Origin of the sequence: Bradyrhizobium manausense (genome assembly GCF_018129685.1) — a bacterium.
Taxonomy (GTDB): Bacteria; Pseudomonadota; Alphaproteobacteria; order Rhizobiales; family Xanthobacteraceae; genus Bradyrhizobium; species Bradyrhizobium manausense_D.
On sequence record NZ_JAFCLG010000003.1, the window covers coordinates 39,229 to 53,831 of the forward strand.

Here is a 14,603-nt window from a genome sequence, read left to right on the forward strand (position 1 = left end):
TCGCGCAGTAAGATGCCCGCAACAAGAAACAAGCCGGCAAGAAAACGGGGAGAGGCGTCATGAAGTTCGGCATCTTCTATGAGCTGCAACTGCCGCGGCCGTGGGTGGCCGGCGACGAGCTCGCCCTTTACCAGAACGCGCTCTCGCAGATGGAGCTCGCCGATCGTCTCGGCTACGACCATGCCTGGGTGGTCGAGCATCACTTCCTCGAAGAATATTCGCACTCGCCTTCGCCGGAGTCGTTCCTCGCGGCCGCGAGCCAGCGCACGAAAAACATTCGGCTCGGCCACGGCATTCTCCAGCTCACGACCAACCATCCGGCGCGCGTCGCCGAGCGTGTCGCGGTGCTCGATCTGCTCTCCAACGGCCGCTGCGAATTCGGCATGGGCGAGAGCGCCTCGATCACCGAGCTGACGCCGTTCGGCCGCGACATGGAGACCAAGAAGGAGGTGTTCGAGGAGGCGGTGCAGGCGATCTTCCCGATGTTCAAGGACGCCGGCTCCGAGCATCACGGCAAATATTTCGACATTCCCCTGCGCAACGTCGTGCCGAAGCCGGTGCAGAAGCCGCATCCGCCGCTGTGGATGGCCTGCTCGCAACTGCCGACCATCGAACGCGCCGGCCGCCACGGCTTTGGCGCGCTCGGCTTCCAGTTCGTCAGCGCGGACGCGGCACATGCCTGGGTGCATGCGTACTACAACGCCATGACCAAACGGCTGCACAAGCTCGCGGACTACGAGATCAACCCCAACATGGCGCTGGTGTCGTTCTTCATGTGCGCCAGGACGGATGAGGAGGCGCGTGCGCGTGCCGATGGCGCCACCTTCTTCCAGTTCGCGCTCCGCTTCTACGGCGCCTCGCAAAACCGCCAGCGGCCAGCGCCCTACACCGTCAACATGTGGGACGAGTACATCAAGTGGAAGCGCGACAATCCGCAAGCCCAGGAGGCCGCGCTGCGCGGCGGCCTGATCGGCTCGCCGGAGACGATCCGCAAGAAGTTGAAGCGATTCCAGTCCTCGCATATCGATCAGGTCATCCTGCTCAATCAAGCCGGCAAGAACAGTCACGAGCACATCTGTGAGTCGCTCGAGCTGTTCGGCCGCGAAGTGATGCCGGAGTTTCAGAACGATCCCGCACAAGCCGCCTGGAAGCAGGGCGTCATGAGCGGCGAGATCAAGCTCGAAGAAATCGACACCGAAGCCTTCACCGACCGCTACGGCAAGCTCGCGATCAACGTTGCCGCGGCGAAGGCCGCGGCGGGGTAGGGGCCGGTCTGGTCAAACCATCGGTCTCGCCGATAAGATGCCGCTCATTGATATCAGGGGCGAGACATGCGGCGGCGCGAGCTTCTTGGTCTTATGGGTGGTGCGGCGGCCCTACCCGTTGTGGCGCGCGCTCAGAAGAGCTTGCCCATCGTGGCCGTGCTGGTGCCGGGTCCCGCGAAGAACGCGGAAAATCGCCTCACAGCCATCCGTCAGGGCATGAGGGAGGCCGGCCTCACCGAGGGCGTCAACTTCATCTTTGCTTCGCGCTATGCCGATGGTGTTTTCGATCGGTTGCCCGCGCTTGCCCTCGAGCTTGCTGCTCTCAAGCCACGCGTCATGATTGCTTCGGCTGCTGCGGCGCCCGTCGCGCACAAGGTCCTGCCCGACTTGCCGCTGATCTTCACCTCCTATGCCGCCGACCCCATCAAGGCGGGATTTGCGGAAAGCTATATCCACCCGGGTGGCCACGCGACCGGCAACGTGATGAATGCGCTGGGCGGTGAGGAGGCGCTGACGCAAAAGCGGATGAACCTGTTCAAGGAGCTGGTGCCCGATCTGAAAGCGATCGGTTTCATCGGCACGTCGTCCCTTCTTGCCACGGCCGAGCTCGACGCTTTGCGAAGTGTCGCAGGTCAATTCGGCTTTGAGGTCGTGCGTCATCCGCTTGCGGGACTCGACGAAGTCGAGGACTCGATTTCGGCAAGCATCCGCGATGGCGTCGGCGCCCTCTACGTATCCGGCGAGCCGCTGCTTTACAACAACATGCCGCGCGTTCTGCCTTTGGTGATGGCGCCCGGAAAACCGACGGTCGGCACCTATCCGGACTGGGGGCGGGCAGGCCTGCTGATGTCCTATTCGGCCGATCTGATCGACGACTTCCGCAGAGCCGGCATCTATGCCGCCAAGATCCTCGGCGGCGAGAAGCCGGCGGATCTGCCGATCGAGCAGGCCAGCAAGTTCGTGCTCGTGCTCAACCTCAAGACGGCGAAATCCCTCGGAATCGCTCCGCCCGACCGCCTGCTGACGGTGGCCGACGAGGTGATCGAATAGAGCAGCAATGTCCACTTCTGGGCCCTCAAGCTGCCTTCTGTCCCAAGGGCCCGGGAACCAAGGCGAGGCGGCGCCGGGAACCCTGCTGGTGCCCCATAACGGGACACCTCGACCAATGGCGAGGCAGTCGATCCGCTCTCGTTCACCACATTTAAACCTTAAGATTTTACGAAGGAGGCTCACCACAGGGCCGCAGGGGATATGCGAACAGTCTTCGTACAGAAGCCATCCGTGGACTTCGGGCAATGAAGGCGTTGCACACCAGCTGCATCGCGTGCGCCATCGCATCCGTTGGACTTTATCTGGCCGCCTCAAGCAGACCGGCCGCGACGGTCCCGGATGTCATGCTTGAAGCGGCAGCAAACATTGCGGCTTCTGCAAACATGGCCGCTCCAGCGAACATGGTGACGCCTGCGAATTTGGTGACGCCTGAATTGTACGCTGAGGCATCCGCCAGGCTTGCGGCAGCGCTTCGAGCAGAGCGGGAAGAGCTTGCCTCGGTGACGTCGGCAGTTTCCGGGCCGTTGAGCACCGGAGCCGACATTGCTGATCATCCCGCCGGGCCGAAACTGGCGTCGTTGGGAGATGATATCGTCCAGTCGCTGCCGGCGGCACGCGACACGTCCGACGGTGCTCCCAAGGCGGCATCGGCGCCGGACTTCCGCTATCTCACCTATTACATCTGGTCCGAAGTGCCACCCGCCGAGAAACCGGCGGAGACTGTCTTGCGTGCATTCAAGGACACCCCCCTCGGAACGCCGCAGGAGGAGATCAAGCGCGTTGCCGACGCGTTCGGTCTCGATGCCAATTTCATGATGGCGGTTGCCAGGATCGAATCCGGCTTCAACCCCACTCAGCGTACGGGCTCGTATATCGGGCTGTTCCAGCTGAGCAAATATGAGTTCGGCAAGTTCGGCTCCGGGCAGATTCTCAATCCGCGGGACAACGCCGTGGCGGCCGCCTACAAGGTCATCACCGAAGGCGTCCTGTTCGAGTGGATCACGCACCGCAAGCCTGATATGAGCGATCTCTACCTGATCCATCAGCAGGGCTGGCAAGGCGCCGCCGAGCACATCAGCCAGCCCGCGCGCCTCGCCTGGAAATCCATGTGCGCCACCGACGAAGGCAAGGAGAAGGGCGAGCGGTGGTGCAAGCGCGCGATCTGGGGCAATGCACTCCCGGCATTCAAGCGCACCTGGAAATCGGTGGACAACGTGACGTCGGATGCGTTCGTCGGCATGTGGCGCGGCCGGGTCGCCGAATTCTACACGAAATATGTGGCGACCGCCGCTGCGGCGGCCAACCCGTAAGTCTGTTGTCGGCCTCGCCCAAGATTACACCGTCGAAGGTTCAGCCGCCGAACAAGAGTTCGGCGTTAACCACGATGACAGTTCCAGCCTGAGCGGACATCGCTTCGAGGTTTCTTAAATTTTGCTGGGTACCTCTTTCCAGGCACTATCCGGGGAAAGAGATATGGCCAAGCGGGCCAAACGCAAAAAGACCGAGGCCCTCGCAATACCGACGGCCGCGCGCGTTGCGATTGCTGCCGTGGCCGTCGCCGTCGTCGGATATGGTTTGCTGGCTCGCACCGAGACCGTTCAGCCGACGCGGAAGCCGTCCGTGCACGAGGCCCAGGCATCGTCGTCTCCGGTTTACGTGGCCGCTCCGGTCCATGCATCGGCGCCGGCGCCAGTTCCAGCTCCGATTCCGGCTCCCGCGCCTCTGGTTGAACCGCCAAAAGCCGCTGAGGGTCCCGGAGCATTGGTCCGGCAGGTGGTCGACTATGCCAGCCACCAGGCCCCGGGCACCGTGATCATCGATACCAAGAACACGTTCCTTTATTTGATCCTGAACGACGCGCAGGCGATGCGCTACGGCATCGGCGTCGGCCGTGAAGGTTTCACCTGGTCCGGTGAACAGACCGTGGCCCGCAAAACCGAATGGCCGGATTGGCGCCCGCCGGCAGACATGCTGGTGCGCCAGCCTTATCTGCCGCGGTTCATGGCGGGCGGCCCCACCAACCCGCTCGGCGCACGCGCCATGTATCTGGGCGAGACCGAATATCGCATTCACGGCACCAACAAGCCCGACACGATCGGCAAGCGGGTGTCGTCCGGCTGTATCCGCCTGACCAACGAGGACGTCACCGACCTCTATGAACGGGTGAAGGTCGGAGCGAAGGTGATCGTGCTTCCGAACCGGCCTCTCGCAACCAACGCGCAAGTAACATCATCCGGACCGAAGCTCGCCGCGGCGCAGTAACGAGCGCGACGACAATTCATCTCGATCGCGTCGCGCTTCAGGGCTCAGCACCGTCCGCGCGGACTCAGCTCTTCGGGCCCAGGTCCTTCAAGGCGCTCCACGCGGCGCGATTTGCCTGATCGAACGACTTGCGGGATTCTGCCAACGCGGCGCTCAGCACCGACCAGGACTCGTTGCCTGCCTGCTTGAGCTTCTGCAGACGGGCCTCTGTTTCAGACGCCTCTGATTTCAGCCGCTTTAACGCTGCATCGAGATCGGTCGTCCGGGCCCCGGCCACTTTGGCCGCCGCTTTTCTGAATTGTTCGGCCGACTCCCCCCAGGCTTTCGCTTGCGCCGCTGCAATGTCCTTGAACGTGACTTGCTGCTGCTCGATCTGCTTGCCGGCGCTTTCGAAGTAGGTCTTCATCTGCGCTTCGAACCCGGCCCAGTGCTTTTCCAGTTCGGTCTTCGCGCTCGCCCAGACGGTTTCGCCGGCTTCCGCCTTCGTCTTGAACAGCGCCTGAAATTCGTCGCGCCGCTTCTTCAAATCCGCGATCATCTCGTCCAGCTTGATCTTCGACTCGGCCTTGGTTGCGGTCGCCTTCACTTCGAACGAGGCCAATGCGGCCTCCATTTCATCGATCCGCTCCTTGGCCCAATTGAAATAGAAATGCGTGCTGCTCTGCTGTGTCATGGCCTGTTCTCCGTTGACCAGTTGGTATGTTAACAATGATCGTTCAGTGCGGGCTGCGACTTGACCTACGTCAACTTGCCCGATGCCGCCAAAGGCCGGCGACCTCACGCGGCGACGTCGGGAAGGAGCGCTGACGTTTTACCGAGCGCGACTTGTCTGCGCGAAGCCTGGTCCCGACCGTGCGGCATGCAACCGAGGTGGATCGCAGCGTAGAATTCTCGCGGCTCCTCCAATCTGGTGCGGGGTGGCAATACGTCCTCGTTGAACGCATGCTCGCAGCGGCGCAGGGCGTCCGACAATTTCCGATCTCCGGCAAGATCGAGCGGCGTGCTGACGAATTCCTTCGTGGGTTGGGTCGCAAGCAGGACGTCGCTGGCGACTTCATCTCTCCTCATGTTGCGGACCTTCATGTGTTCGGGATCGGGACGGGGCCGAACCCGCTGGTATCGATGATGACCGCTTCCGGTCCTTTCAGCTCGCTGTGGATGCGGATCGGCGGCAGCGCAGAATGCGAGTCGATGAGCCGGTTCGGCAGAGGTGCAGGTAGCGCCCAGTCGGCCGCCAGCAGCAGCAATAGCAACGCTGCGCCCACGGACAGAAAATAGGCTCGCAAGGGAAGCTCCGGATCGACAAGGCTCGCTTGTCTCGACAACACAGATTTCCTGCTCACGGCAGTCGCCTCCCGGAGCTCGCATGATTCCGTCTCATGTCAGATGCCCCAGGGCCGCGGGTGCCGGCACGCGAGGTCGGCATCAAGATAGCCGCGCTCGTCGACCCATTCGATCGGGCAATAGGCCATCGCCTTCGGATCGACCATGTGGCCGTCGCGCTCGAGCGCCTTCCGCGTGCCCGTGAGGCCGGTCCACACGGAAGCGCCGCTGTCCGGCTCCACGTCCATGACGTCGAACACCTCGATGAAGTTGAGCATGTTGGAAATCCAGCTTGTTCAGTCGGCGGATGGGGAAGGGTGCTGGACCCCTTCAAGCGCGACGCCCCGGCGGACCAGTTCGGACTCGATCATGTCGAATATGCATTCGACCGGCGCGAGCCAGACGTTGACCCAGCAGATGATGCAATTGCGAGCGAGCAAGAGATTCGAGGTCATGCGAAACCCCTTCGGTTGGCGGCATGCCGCACCGGCGCAGTTCCGCGATCGGCGAGCGTATGTACCCACGCCAGCACCGAAATTGTGACACCGAGCACGAGGCTCACACCGACGAGCGACACGCCCACGATCAGATTGAGCGACGCGACAGCAATCCCCGGCCATGGATTTTCCCGCAGCAGCACAAGGAACAGGCTTGACATCTTCCGTCTCCTAAATAAACTACACCGTATATTTCATATACAGCGCGGATCGCGGGATGTGTCAAGAGCGCAAGCTCACAAGCCCGTGTTCTTCCTGGTCAGCTGGCGGGGACTTGGAAAGCGAGGCCCGGGTTTCCGTCCGGAAAATTGATGCCTCAAATCCAGAAAGGGATTCGACATGTTCAAGAACCGGCTGCTGCTCGCAGCCCTGATGATGGTTTCGCTGGGCGCGGGGAGCGCTCTCGCGCAGGAAGACCGCGGCACACCGGAGCAGAGAGCGGCGTGCACGCCCGACGCGTTTCGTCTGTGCGCCAGCTACATCCCCGACGCCACGAATGTGGAAGCCTGTCTCAGGCAAAGGAAGTCGGACCTCGGCGAGGCCTGCAGAGCGGTCTTCGACCATGCCGCACCTGCTGCTTCGCTCAGGACCACGAGGTCGCAGCGGTATCGCGGCGTCGAAGATGAGGAGTGACCGGATGAATACGATCTATGCTCCCGCGTTCGCGGCGTTTGGGGGCTCGGCCTTTGGAGCGATTTCCACGATCGTGACGGGGTGGGCGAGACGTCGCCGCAGGCAGCGCGAGCGCCATCATGCCGACGCGGTCTCCAAGCGCGAAAAGCTCTATCGATGCTTCATCGAGGAGGCGTCCCGGCTCTATGCGGACGCGCTGATCAGCGACAAATCCGAGATTCCGGCCCTGGTGAATCTGTATGCGCTGGTCGGGCGTATGCGAATCCTGTCCGACGATGAGGTGGTCCATGCCGCCGAGCGGGTGGGCCGGCTGATCGTGGAAACCTACCTTGCCCCGAACAAATCGTTCGTCGACCTGCCGGGCTTCATCGAGGAGATGGATCCGTTGCGCGAGTTCAGCGAGGCCTGCCGGCGCGAAATGCACGCGGTTCTGGCGCATTGAGACAGAGCCTGCCGAAACGTGCAAACTGCCCGCCGGCTTGGAACGTCTTTTACGCGCAGACGAAAAGTTCAGGCGGCGGATTGCCCGCTCACGGGGTCCAGTCCGCCTCGCAGGCCGCAAGGAAAAAGCCGACCCGCTCGTGCATGAAGGACGACAACTCCCGTCTCAGTTCCCTCGGCGGCTCTCCCACCAGCGAACGGAACAGCATAGGCAGCAGGATCAGATCCAGGAAGATCTGAGCGGTGGCAAGGCTTCGCTTGCCGCTGAAGGGGCCTTTTGGCGCGCGCGCGAGCTTCTGCGTCGTTTCATTCAAAAGCTGGGAAACGGCGTTGACGGAGCGGTCGCGAGCTGCATCGTGGACGTTGCGGCTCAACTCAGGGAAGCGCTGCGCTTCCGCGATCGTGGCGCGAACCATGCCTAACGATTCTTCCATGACCTTTTCCACGATCGCCGTGCCGAGGCTCGTCAGCTTGTCGTGAAGGGTACGGCCTTCGGGTTCAAAGCCTCCGAAATCCGTCAGCCCGCCGATCGTGCGGGCCACAACGGCGGCGAACAATGCTTCCTTGCCGGGAAAGTGGGCATAAATGGTTGGCTTGCTCGCGGGTGCCATCTCGGAGATGTCGTCGATGCTCGCGCTGCGATAGCCCTTCTCGAGAAAGAGCTGCTGGGCTGCGTCGAGGATGCGGGCCTGCACGTCGCCGGCCAGGTCTTTGGGCGGTCTGCCCCGCTTCGGGCTGCTCTTCTTTGCCATCCGTCGATCTCCCAATCACGAGTCTGTGCGCATCTGAATCGCACTTGACACGCCTCCCCGGAAAAGGCAAGAAAAAGAAAATATACGGTATAGTTTATTTAATAGGGACGCCCGCGAGAGCGTGCGGGTCGGTCCCGATCGACAGATCGAGGTCAGGAGATCGCCGTGACGATGTTGAGCCAGGACCCGCGCCGCCCGGAAGACGGCGTCCTGCTGCGCGAATTGCACCACAGGGTCGATAAGGGGATCGCCTCGGCGATCGAACTCGTCTCCGCTGCCGTCGTCCGGGCCGACGGGGCTGAAGCCAAGGCGGCCTTGAGCGATGTGGTCGAACTGCTGCACGGACATGCCGAGCTGCATCGCGCGCTCGCGACGCCCCGGGGCGAAGCCCTCAATGACGCCGCGACTTACATCCGCAGACTGGGACGCGCTCTGCGCGAGACTCTGCTCGATCGAATGGGGATCCGGCTGGCATTCACCACTGAATCTCTCCCGCTTCAGTCGGAGCGGTGCCATCGGCTTGGCCTGATCCTCCACGACCTCATCTTGAATGCAGCCAAGCATGCGTATTTCGACGCGCGCCGCGGCGAGATCAAGGTCAAGCTGACGCGCATCGGCGCCGTGGCGAACTGCGTCGTGTTGGACAACGGCTCGCGGTCGGCGCGGGCGCCTCGGGGCCGCGAGCTCGAGATCAGCAGCGACCTTGCCAGGGGGCTCGGTGGACGGATCGAGCACGGCTTCGCCGCCGACTACACCTCCGTCGTTCTCTCGTTTTACTTGAGCGAGCGGGAGCAGCGGGCGAGCTGGTCGATGGCGAGGCGCCACATCAGGTCGCCGCGCCTGCTGAAGGCCAGGTCGTCGTCCGCCCTGGGCTCCGGCCCGTCGGAACAGGCCGGACGAGCGGCCGCCGTCGGAGCGGATCCGGACGTGTTGCGACCGCGTCCGAACGAACAGGCTCCGCTTTGCAAGGGCGCGGACGTCCTGGGCGAGTTGTTGTCACCCTCTCAACCTATGGACGCGTCATGAAATTCCGCTCCTCGAACCATTCCACACATGATTCGATCGCCCGCGCGCCGAGGCCGCACGCGGCCTTGGCGCTTGCGCTTATCGTAGCGGCGCTCGGCGGCTGCAACGATCGCACCGCCGCTCCGTCCGCGCACGCCGCGTTCGTGCGCACGGAGGTCGTTCAGCCGAAGGACCGGCAAGCCTCGATCACCCTGACCGGCGAGGTCCAGCCTCGCTTCCGTGCCGACCTGTCGTTCCGCGTCAGCGGCCGCGTGATCGCGCGCTATGTCGAAGTCGGGACCCACGTCAAGGCCGGCGAGGTGCTGGCGCTGCTCGATCCCTCCGAGCAGGAGGCGGATGTGGATGCCGCGACCGCGGCCGTCCTCGCCGCGGAGTCGCAGCTGCGTGTGGCGAAGGCGACTTTCGAGCGGCAGAAAGCGCTGATCGCAAGCGGCTTCACCACGCGTACCGCCTACGATCAGGCGCAGGAGGGATTGCGGACCGCAGAGGCCGCGCTTGAAGCGGCAAAAGCACAGCTCGGAACGTCGAAGGACGCTCTTGGCTACACTGCGCTACGCGCCGAAGCGGACGGCGTCGTCACCGCTCGCAATCTGGAAACCGGCCAAGTCGTACAGGCTGCGCAACCCGTGTTTTCGCTGGCGCAGGATGGGGAGCGGGACGCTGTCTTTGACGTCTACGAGTCCATTTTCCTCGGCAATGAAGGCGAGCGCAGCGTTTCGCTGACGCTGCTCTCCGATGCGGGCGTGACCGCAAGCGGCGAGGTCCGCGAGGTCTCGCCGGCCGTCGACCCCAGGAGTTCGACCATTCGGGTCAAGGTGGCGATCAAGGACCCGCCTGCCGCCATGACGCTTGGAAGCCCCGTCGCAGGATCCGTGAAAGCAAGGGCCCAGCGACAAATCGCGTTGCCCTGGCGTGCGTTGATGGCAGCGGGCACCAGGCCTGCAGTGTGGACCGTCGATCCGGCAACGCGGACAGCCTCGCTGAAGCCGGTGACGGTCGGTGGCTACGAGGCCGGAGAAGTCCTGATCAAGGCAGGTCTCGAGCCGGGCGAGCGCGTGGTCGTCGACGGCGGCAAGCTTTTGAGCGTGGGCCAGCCCGTGACTTATGAAGGAGACCGCTCATGACGCGCCGTGCAGTGATTGTCGCAGGGCCGCTTGCATGCGCCCTCGCACTTGCCGGATGTCAGCAGGAGACCGCTGCGCCGGAGCCCGTGCGGCCCGTCCAATCGGTGCTGCTCGAGGCGGACCACGCCGACGATGTGGTTGCGGTCGGCGTTATCGAGCCGCGTTACAAGACCAATCTCGGCTTCCGCGTGCTCGGACGCCTGACTGCGCGCCCGGTCTATGTCGGCGATATCGTGAGCGAAGGACAGACGGTCGGCATCGTCGACTCGACGGCCCTTGAGCTCGCCGTTCGCGCGGCCAAAGGGCAGCTTGCCAAGGCCGAGGCGCAGTTTGCGACCGTCCGAGCCACGGAGGAGCGGCAGCGAACGCTCATCACCACCGACGCGACAACAAAGCAGACGCTCGACAACGCCGAGCAAGCGCGCGCCGGCGCCGAAGCGACGGTCGCGCACGAACAGGCAAACCTGACCAAGGCGATCGAACAGCTCGGCTATTCGCAGATCAAGGCCGATTTCGCCGGCGTGGTCACCGCCGTCGGTGCGGAAGTCGGACAGGTGGTGTCTCCCGGCCAAAGCGTGGTGACGATCGCACGGCCGGATGTTCGCGAGGCCGTCGTCGATATTGGCGAGGAATTCCCGCTGCCGCTGGAAGTCGGCCTGCCATTCACGGTCAGTTTGCAGCTGCTGCCTTCAGTTCAGGCCGAAGGCAGGATTCGCGAGATTGCGCCGCAAGCCGATCCGATGACGCGCCTGCGGCGGGTCCGCATTGCGCTGAGCAATCCGCCTGACAATTTTCGCCTCGGTGCAACCGTCACGGCAAAGCTCGACAAGCACCAGGGCACGATCCTGCGCCTGCCCGCCTCCGCGGTGCTCGTCAAAGGCGGCGCGAATTTCGTCTGGACTGTCGATCAACGCGACAGCACGGCGTTGCTGCAGGAAATCCAATTGGTGGCTGAACAGGCGGGCGTGCGCGTCACCGGCGGACTCGCGCCCGGTGCGCGCGTCGTCACCGCCGGAATCCACAGCCTCAAGCAAGGACAGCGAGTCCGCATTGAACAGGATGAAAAGCCATGAAGTCGTTCAACCTTTCCGACTGGGCGCTCGGGCATCGTTCGCTCGTCTGGTATTTCATGATCGCGTTCATGGCGGCGGGCCTTTTCGCCTATCTCCAGCTCGGGCGGCAGGAAGACCCGGACTTCACCATCAAGACCATGGTGATCCAGGCCCAGTGGCCGGGTGCCTCGCCCGAGGAGATGACGCGCCAGGTCACGGACCGGATCGAGAAGAAACTCGAGGAGCTGGAATCGCTCGACTACACCAAGAGCGTGACCGTCGCCGGCCAGACCACGGTCTTCGTGTATTTGCGCGACAGCACCAAGGCTGCCGACGTGAAGCCCACCTGGATTCGCGTCCGCAACATGATTGCGGACATCAAGGGCGATTTTCCGCAAGGGGTGATCGGACCCGGTTTCAACGACCGCTTCGGCGACGTGTTCGGCAACATCTATGCGTTCACCAGCGACGGCCTGAGCCAACGTCAGCTGCGCGACCAGGTGGAGGACATCCGCGCCAAGGTCCTGACCGTGCCTGATGTCGGCAAGGTCGATATCCTGGGCGCGCAGGACGAGGTGATCTATCTCGAATTCTCCACCCGCAAGATCGCCGCCCTCGGTCTCGACGTGCACGCCATCATGAATTCCCTGCAGGGGCAGAATGCGGTCGCGCCGTCCGGTGTGTTCCAGGAGGGGCCGGAGCGGATCAGCGTGCGGGTGAACGGCCAGTTCACGTCGGAGGCAAGCCTGAAGGCGGTCAACCTGCGCATCAATGATCGCTTCTTTCCGCTGACCGACGTCGCCACCATTACGCGCGGTTATGCCGACCCGGCCAGGACCCTGTTCAGATACAACGGTGAGCCGGCGATCGCACTTGCCATCGGCATGAAGTCCGGCGCCAACCTGCTGCACTTCGGCGAGGCGTTGAAGGAGCAGATGGCGAGAATCACGGCCGACTTGCCGGTCGGCGTCGGCGTTCACCTCGTCGCAGACCAGCCCATCGTTGTCGAGCATGCCGTCTCCGGCTTCACCGAGGCGCTGTTCGAGGCTGTGATCATCGTTCTCGGCATCAGCTTTCTCAGCCTCGGGATGCGCGCCGGACTTGTCGTGGCGATCGCAATCCCGCTGGTTCTCGCCATCACCTTCGTCGTGATGGCCTATGCCGGCATTTCGCTTCAGCGAATTTCGCTTGGCGCGCTGATCATCGCGCTGGGTCTGCTGGTTGATGACGCCATGATTGCCGTCGAAATGATGGTGGCGCGGCTCGAGATCGGCGATCCCCTCGAGAAGGCGGCAACGCACGTCTATACGTCGACGGCGTTCCCGATGCTGACGGGCACGCTGGTGACCGTTGCCGGCTTCATTCCGATCGGGCTCAACAGCAGCAATGCGGGCGAATTCACCTTCACGCTGTTCGTGGTCATCGCCGTCTCGCTGATCGTTTCCTGGATCGTCGCGGTGCTGTTCACGCCCTTGCTCGGTGTCACCATCCTGCCCGCCAGGATGAAGGGTCATCATGAGCAGAAGGGGCGCGCGGCGCAGTTGTTCGCGCGTCTCCTGCTGTTCTGCATGCATCGCCGCTGGATGACGATCGGCGTGACGGTTGCGGCCTTCCTGCTCGCCTTGTTCGGCATGAATTTCGTCCAGCAGCAGTTCTTCCCGTCGTCGGACCGCGCCGAGCTCGTGATCGACTGGAACCTGCCGCAGAACGCCTCGATCGCCGATACCAATGCGCAGATGGCGCGCTTCGAGCGCGAACAGCTCCAGGGCGACAATGCGGTCGATCACTGGTCGACCTATGTCGGCACCGGTTCGCCGCGCTTCGTCCTGTCCTTCGACGTGCAGACCGCCAACACCTGGTTCGGCCAGATGGTTGTCGTGACCAAGGGCGGTATCAAGGCGCGCGACCAGGTCAAGGCACGGTTCGAGGACTACCTGAAGAGGACGTTCCCGGGGACCGACACCTACGTCAAGCTGCTCGAGGTCGGTCCGCCGGTGGGGCGTCCCGTGCAGTATCGCCTGAGCGGGCCTGACATCGCGAAGGTGCGGGATCTGTCGCAGAAGCTCGCCGGCATCGTGCGCAGCAATCCCGATCTCGGCAATGTCGTGTTCGACTGGATGGAGCCGGCCCGCGTCGTCAAGGTCGACGTTCTCCAGGACAAGGCGCGCCAGCTCGGCGTCACGTCGGAAGACATCGCCACGACCTTGAACTCCGTGCTCGAGGGCACGCCGATCACGCAGGTGCGTGACAGCATCTATCTCGTCAATGTCACGGGACGCGCGACCGCGCCGGAACGTGCGTCCATCGACACGCTGCGCGACCTGCAGCTGACCGGGCTCGGCGGCCAATCCGTGCCGCTCGGGGCCGTGGCCAATTTGCGTTACGAGCTCGAGCAGCCGACGATCTGGCGGCGTGCGCGGATTCCCACCATCACGTTGAAGGCCGGTATCGTTGGCAACGTGCAGCCCAAGACGGTGGTGGATCAGCTCGCGCCGAAGGTCGCGGAATTCACCAGGGGGCTGCCGGCCGGCTATTCGGTGAAGCTCGGCGGCTCCGTGGAGGAGAGCGCCAAGAGTCAGGCACCGATCGTGGCTGTCGTTCCGCTCATGCTCTTTGTCATGGCCACCGTCCTGATGATCCAGCTGCAGAGCTTCCATCGCTTGTTCCTGGTGTTCGCCGTCGCCCCGCTCGCCGTGATCGGCGTCGTCATGGCGCTGCTGCCGAGCGGCGCACCGCTCGGCTTCGTCGCCATCCTCGGCGTCCTCGCGCTGATCGGCATCCTCGTCCGCAACTCGGTGATCCTGATCGTGCAGATCGAGGATCTGAGAAAGGAGGGGCGTCCGGCGTGGGACGCTGTCGTGGAGGCGACGGAGCATCGCATGCGACCGATCCTGCTGACCGCAGCGGCCGCAAGTCTCGCGCTGATTCCGATCGCGCGCGAGATCTTCTGGGGTCCGATGGCCTACGCGATGATGGGTGGCATCATCGTCGGCACGCTGCTGACGCTCCTGTTCCTGCCGGCGCTGTATGTGGCCTGGTTCTGCATTCACCCTGCCCACAGCGATGACCAATCCACAGATGAGCCGGTCCCGCCTGCGCACGACGCACCGGCCACGGAGGCGATCTCCGTCTCCAGGCCGGTGCCCGTGCTCGAAACTCAGTCCTAACGAGAGAAGCG

At 63.5% G+C, this 14,603-nt stretch carries 17 protein-coding genes; 10 read left to right on the forward strand and 7 right to left on the reverse strand.

The genetic code is table 11. The features are described 5' to 3' along the window. Positions 1–59: 59 nt before the first annotated feature. From JQ621_RS10495 to JQ621_RS10510, 4 genes are all read left to right on the forward strand, one after another. Positions 60–1,265 carry an LLM class flavin-dependent oxidoreductase gene (locus JQ621_RS10495; RefSeq protein WP_212234389.1) on the forward strand — a complete coding sequence of 402 codons (1,206 nt, stop codon included), beginning with the start codon at positions 60–62 and terminating at the stop codon, positions 1,263–1,265. A gap of 66 nt (positions 1,266–1,331) precedes the next feature. Further along, positions 1,332–2,315: an ABC transporter substrate-binding protein gene (locus JQ621_RS10500; protein WP_212234391.1), complete on the forward strand. Its 984-nt coding sequence runs from the start codon at positions 1,332–1,334 to the stop codon at positions 2,313–2,315. A 383-nt stretch (positions 2,316–2,698) separates the two neighbouring features. Continuing rightward, on the forward strand, positions 2,699–3,625 hold the full coding sequence (locus tag JQ621_RS10505) for a transglycosylase SLT domain-containing protein (protein WP_249125164.1): 927 nt from the start codon (positions 2,699–2,701) through the stop codon (positions 3,623–3,625). Positions 3,626–3,788: 163 nt separating this feature from the next. Continuing rightward, positions 3,789–4,577 carry a L,D-transpeptidase gene (locus JQ621_RS10510; RefSeq protein WP_212234394.1) on the forward strand — a complete coding sequence of 263 codons (789 nt, stop codon included), beginning with the start codon at positions 3,789–3,791 and terminating at the stop codon, positions 4,575–4,577. A 64-nt stretch (positions 4,578–4,641) separates the two neighbouring features. Here JQ621_RS10510 and JQ621_RS10515 read toward each other — a convergent pair whose 3' ends face one another. The 6 genes from JQ621_RS10515 to JQ621_RS10540 form a co-directional block, all read right to left on the reverse strand. Then, positions 4,642–5,250: a sll1863 family stress response protein gene (locus JQ621_RS10515; RefSeq protein ID WP_212234396.1), complete on the reverse strand. Its 609-nt coding sequence runs from the start codon at positions 5,248–5,250 to the stop codon at positions 4,642–4,644. Between the two features lie 104 nt (positions 5,251–5,354). Next, on the reverse strand, positions 5,355–5,645 hold the full coding sequence (locus JQ621_RS10520; protein ID WP_212235033.1) for a hypothetical protein: 291 nt from the start codon (positions 5,643–5,645) through the stop codon (positions 5,355–5,357). Positions 5,646–5,656: 11 nt separating this feature from the next. Next, positions 5,657–5,902: a hypothetical protein gene (locus JQ621_RS10525; RefSeq protein ID WP_212234398.1), complete on the reverse strand. Its 246-nt coding sequence runs from the start codon at positions 5,900–5,902 to the stop codon at positions 5,657–5,659. Between the two features lie 57 nt (positions 5,903–5,959). Then, entirely contained in the window at positions 5,960–6,178 is a 219-nt protein-coding gene (locus tag JQ621_RS10530; RefSeq protein WP_212234399.1) for a hypothetical protein, read from the reverse strand. An 18-nt stretch (positions 6,179–6,196) separates the two neighbouring features. After that, a complete protein-coding gene (locus JQ621_RS10535) occupies positions 6,197–6,355 on the reverse strand; it encodes a hypothetical protein (RefSeq protein ID WP_212234401.1) in 159 nt (52 codons plus the stop codon). Then, a complete protein-coding gene (locus tag JQ621_RS10540) occupies positions 6,352–6,558 on the reverse strand; it encodes a hypothetical protein (protein WP_212234403.1) in 207 nt (68 codons plus the stop codon). Before JQ621_RS10540 ends, JQ621_RS10535 begins: the two co-directional genes overlap by 4 nt. Before the next feature lie 178 nt (positions 6,559–6,736). Here JQ621_RS10540 and JQ621_RS10545 point away from each other — a divergent pair, with 178 nt between their 5' ends. Together JQ621_RS10545 and JQ621_RS10550 are read left to right on the forward strand one after the other, a co-directional pair. Beyond that, on the forward strand, positions 6,737–7,030 hold the full coding sequence (locus JQ621_RS10545; protein WP_212234404.1) for a hypothetical protein: 294 nt from the start codon (positions 6,737–6,739) through the stop codon (positions 7,028–7,030). Further along, positions 6,960–7,472: a hypothetical protein gene (locus JQ621_RS10550; RefSeq protein ID WP_212234406.1), complete on the forward strand. Its 513-nt coding sequence runs from the start codon at positions 6,960–6,962 to the stop codon at positions 7,470–7,472. Before JQ621_RS10545 ends, JQ621_RS10550 begins: the two co-directional genes overlap by 71 nt. An 88-nt stretch (positions 7,473–7,560) precedes the next feature. Here JQ621_RS10550 and JQ621_RS10555 read toward each other — a convergent pair whose 3' ends face one another. Continuing rightward, positions 7,561–8,223 (reverse strand): TetR/AcrR family transcriptional regulator, encoded by a 663-nt coding sequence (locus tag JQ621_RS10555; protein ID WP_212234408.1) that lies wholly within the window; start codon positions 8,221–8,223, stop codon positions 7,561–7,563. A 171-nt stretch (positions 8,224–8,394) separates the two neighbouring features. Between JQ621_RS10555 and JQ621_RS10560 the strand changes: the two genes are divergently transcribed. The 4 genes from JQ621_RS10560 to JQ621_RS10575 are packed head-to-tail and all read left to right on the forward strand — an operon-like array spanning position 8,395 to position 14,592. Next, on the forward strand, positions 8,395–9,249 hold the full coding sequence (locus JQ621_RS10560; RefSeq protein ID WP_212235011.1) for a sensor histidine kinase family protein: 855 nt from the start codon (positions 8,395–8,397) through the stop codon (positions 9,247–9,249). Continuing rightward, positions 9,246–10,373 carry an efflux RND transporter periplasmic adaptor subunit gene (locus JQ621_RS10565; RefSeq protein ID WP_212234410.1) on the forward strand — a complete coding sequence of 376 codons (1,128 nt, stop codon included), beginning with the start codon at positions 9,246–9,248 and terminating at the stop codon, positions 10,371–10,373. The genes JQ621_RS10560 and JQ621_RS10565 overlap by 4 nt, the downstream gene beginning before the upstream one ends. Next, positions 10,370–11,446, forward strand: coding sequence for an efflux RND transporter periplasmic adaptor subunit (locus JQ621_RS10570; protein WP_212234411.1), 1,077 nt, complete (start codon positions 10,370–10,372; stop codon positions 11,444–11,446). The genes JQ621_RS10565 and JQ621_RS10570 overlap by 4 nt, the downstream gene beginning before the upstream one ends. Further along, complete coding sequence (locus JQ621_RS10575; RefSeq protein ID WP_212234413.1) at positions 11,443–14,592, forward strand: efflux RND transporter permease subunit; 3,150 nt, start codon at positions 11,443–11,445, stop codon at positions 14,590–14,592. Before JQ621_RS10570 ends, JQ621_RS10575 begins: the two co-directional genes overlap by 4 nt. The last annotated feature ends 11 nt before the right edge of the window (positions 14,593–14,603 follow it).

Coding starts and splice junctions, on each gene's coding strand:
- JQ621_RS10495 (WP_212234389.1), top strand. CDS start 60: ATGAAGTTCGGCATCTTCTATGAGCTGCAACTGCCGCGGCCGTGGGTG.
- JQ621_RS10500 (WP_212234391.1), top strand. CDS start 1,332: ATGCGGCGGCGCGAGCTTCTTGGTCTTATGGGTGGTGCGGCGGCCCTA.
- JQ621_RS10505 (WP_249125164.1), top strand. CDS start 2,699: ATGGCCGCTCCAGCGAACATGGTGACGCCTGCGAATTTGGTGACGCCT.
- JQ621_RS10510 (WP_212234394.1), top strand. CDS start 3,789: ATGGCCAAGCGGGCCAAACGCAAAAAGACCGAGGCCCTCGCAATACCG.
- JQ621_RS10515 (WP_212234396.1), bottom strand. CDS start 5,250: ATGACACAGCAGAGCAGCACGCATTTCTATTTCAATTGGGCCAAGGAG.
- JQ621_RS10520 (WP_212235033.1), bottom strand. CDS start 5,645: ATGAGGAGAGATGAAGTCGCCAGCGACGTCCTGCTTGCGACCCAACCC.
- JQ621_RS10530 (WP_212234399.1), bottom strand. CDS start 6,178: ATGCTCAACTTCATCGAGGTGTTCGACGTCATGGACGTGGAGCCGGAC.
- JQ621_RS10535 (WP_212234401.1), bottom strand. CDS start 6,355: ATGACCTCGAATCTCTTGCTCGCTCGCAATTGCATCATCTGCTGGGTC.
- JQ621_RS10540 (WP_212234403.1), bottom strand. CDS start 6,558: ATGTCAAGCCTGTTCCTTGTGCTGCTGCGGGAAAATCCATGGCCGGGG.
- JQ621_RS10545 (WP_212234404.1), top strand. CDS start 6,737: ATGTTCAAGAACCGGCTGCTGCTCGCAGCCCTGATGATGGTTTCGCTG.
- JQ621_RS10550 (WP_212234406.1), top strand. CDS start 6,960: ATGCCGCACCTGCTGCTTCGCTCAGGACCACGAGGTCGCAGCGGTATC.
- JQ621_RS10555 (WP_212234408.1), bottom strand. CDS start 8,223: ATGGCAAAGAAGAGCAGCCCGAAGCGGGGCAGACCGCCCAAAGACCTG.
- JQ621_RS10560 (WP_212235011.1), top strand. CDS start 8,395: ATGTTGAGCCAGGACCCGCGCCGCCCGGAAGACGGCGTCCTGCTGCGC.
- JQ621_RS10565 (WP_212234410.1), top strand. CDS start 9,246: ATGAAATTCCGCTCCTCGAACCATTCCACACATGATTCGATCGCCCGC.
- JQ621_RS10570 (WP_212234411.1), top strand. CDS start 10,370: ATGACGCGCCGTGCAGTGATTGTCGCAGGGCCGCTTGCATGCGCCCTC.
- JQ621_RS10575 (WP_212234413.1), top strand. CDS start 11,443: ATGAAGTCGTTCAACCTTTCCGACTGGGCGCTCGGGCATCGTTCGCTC.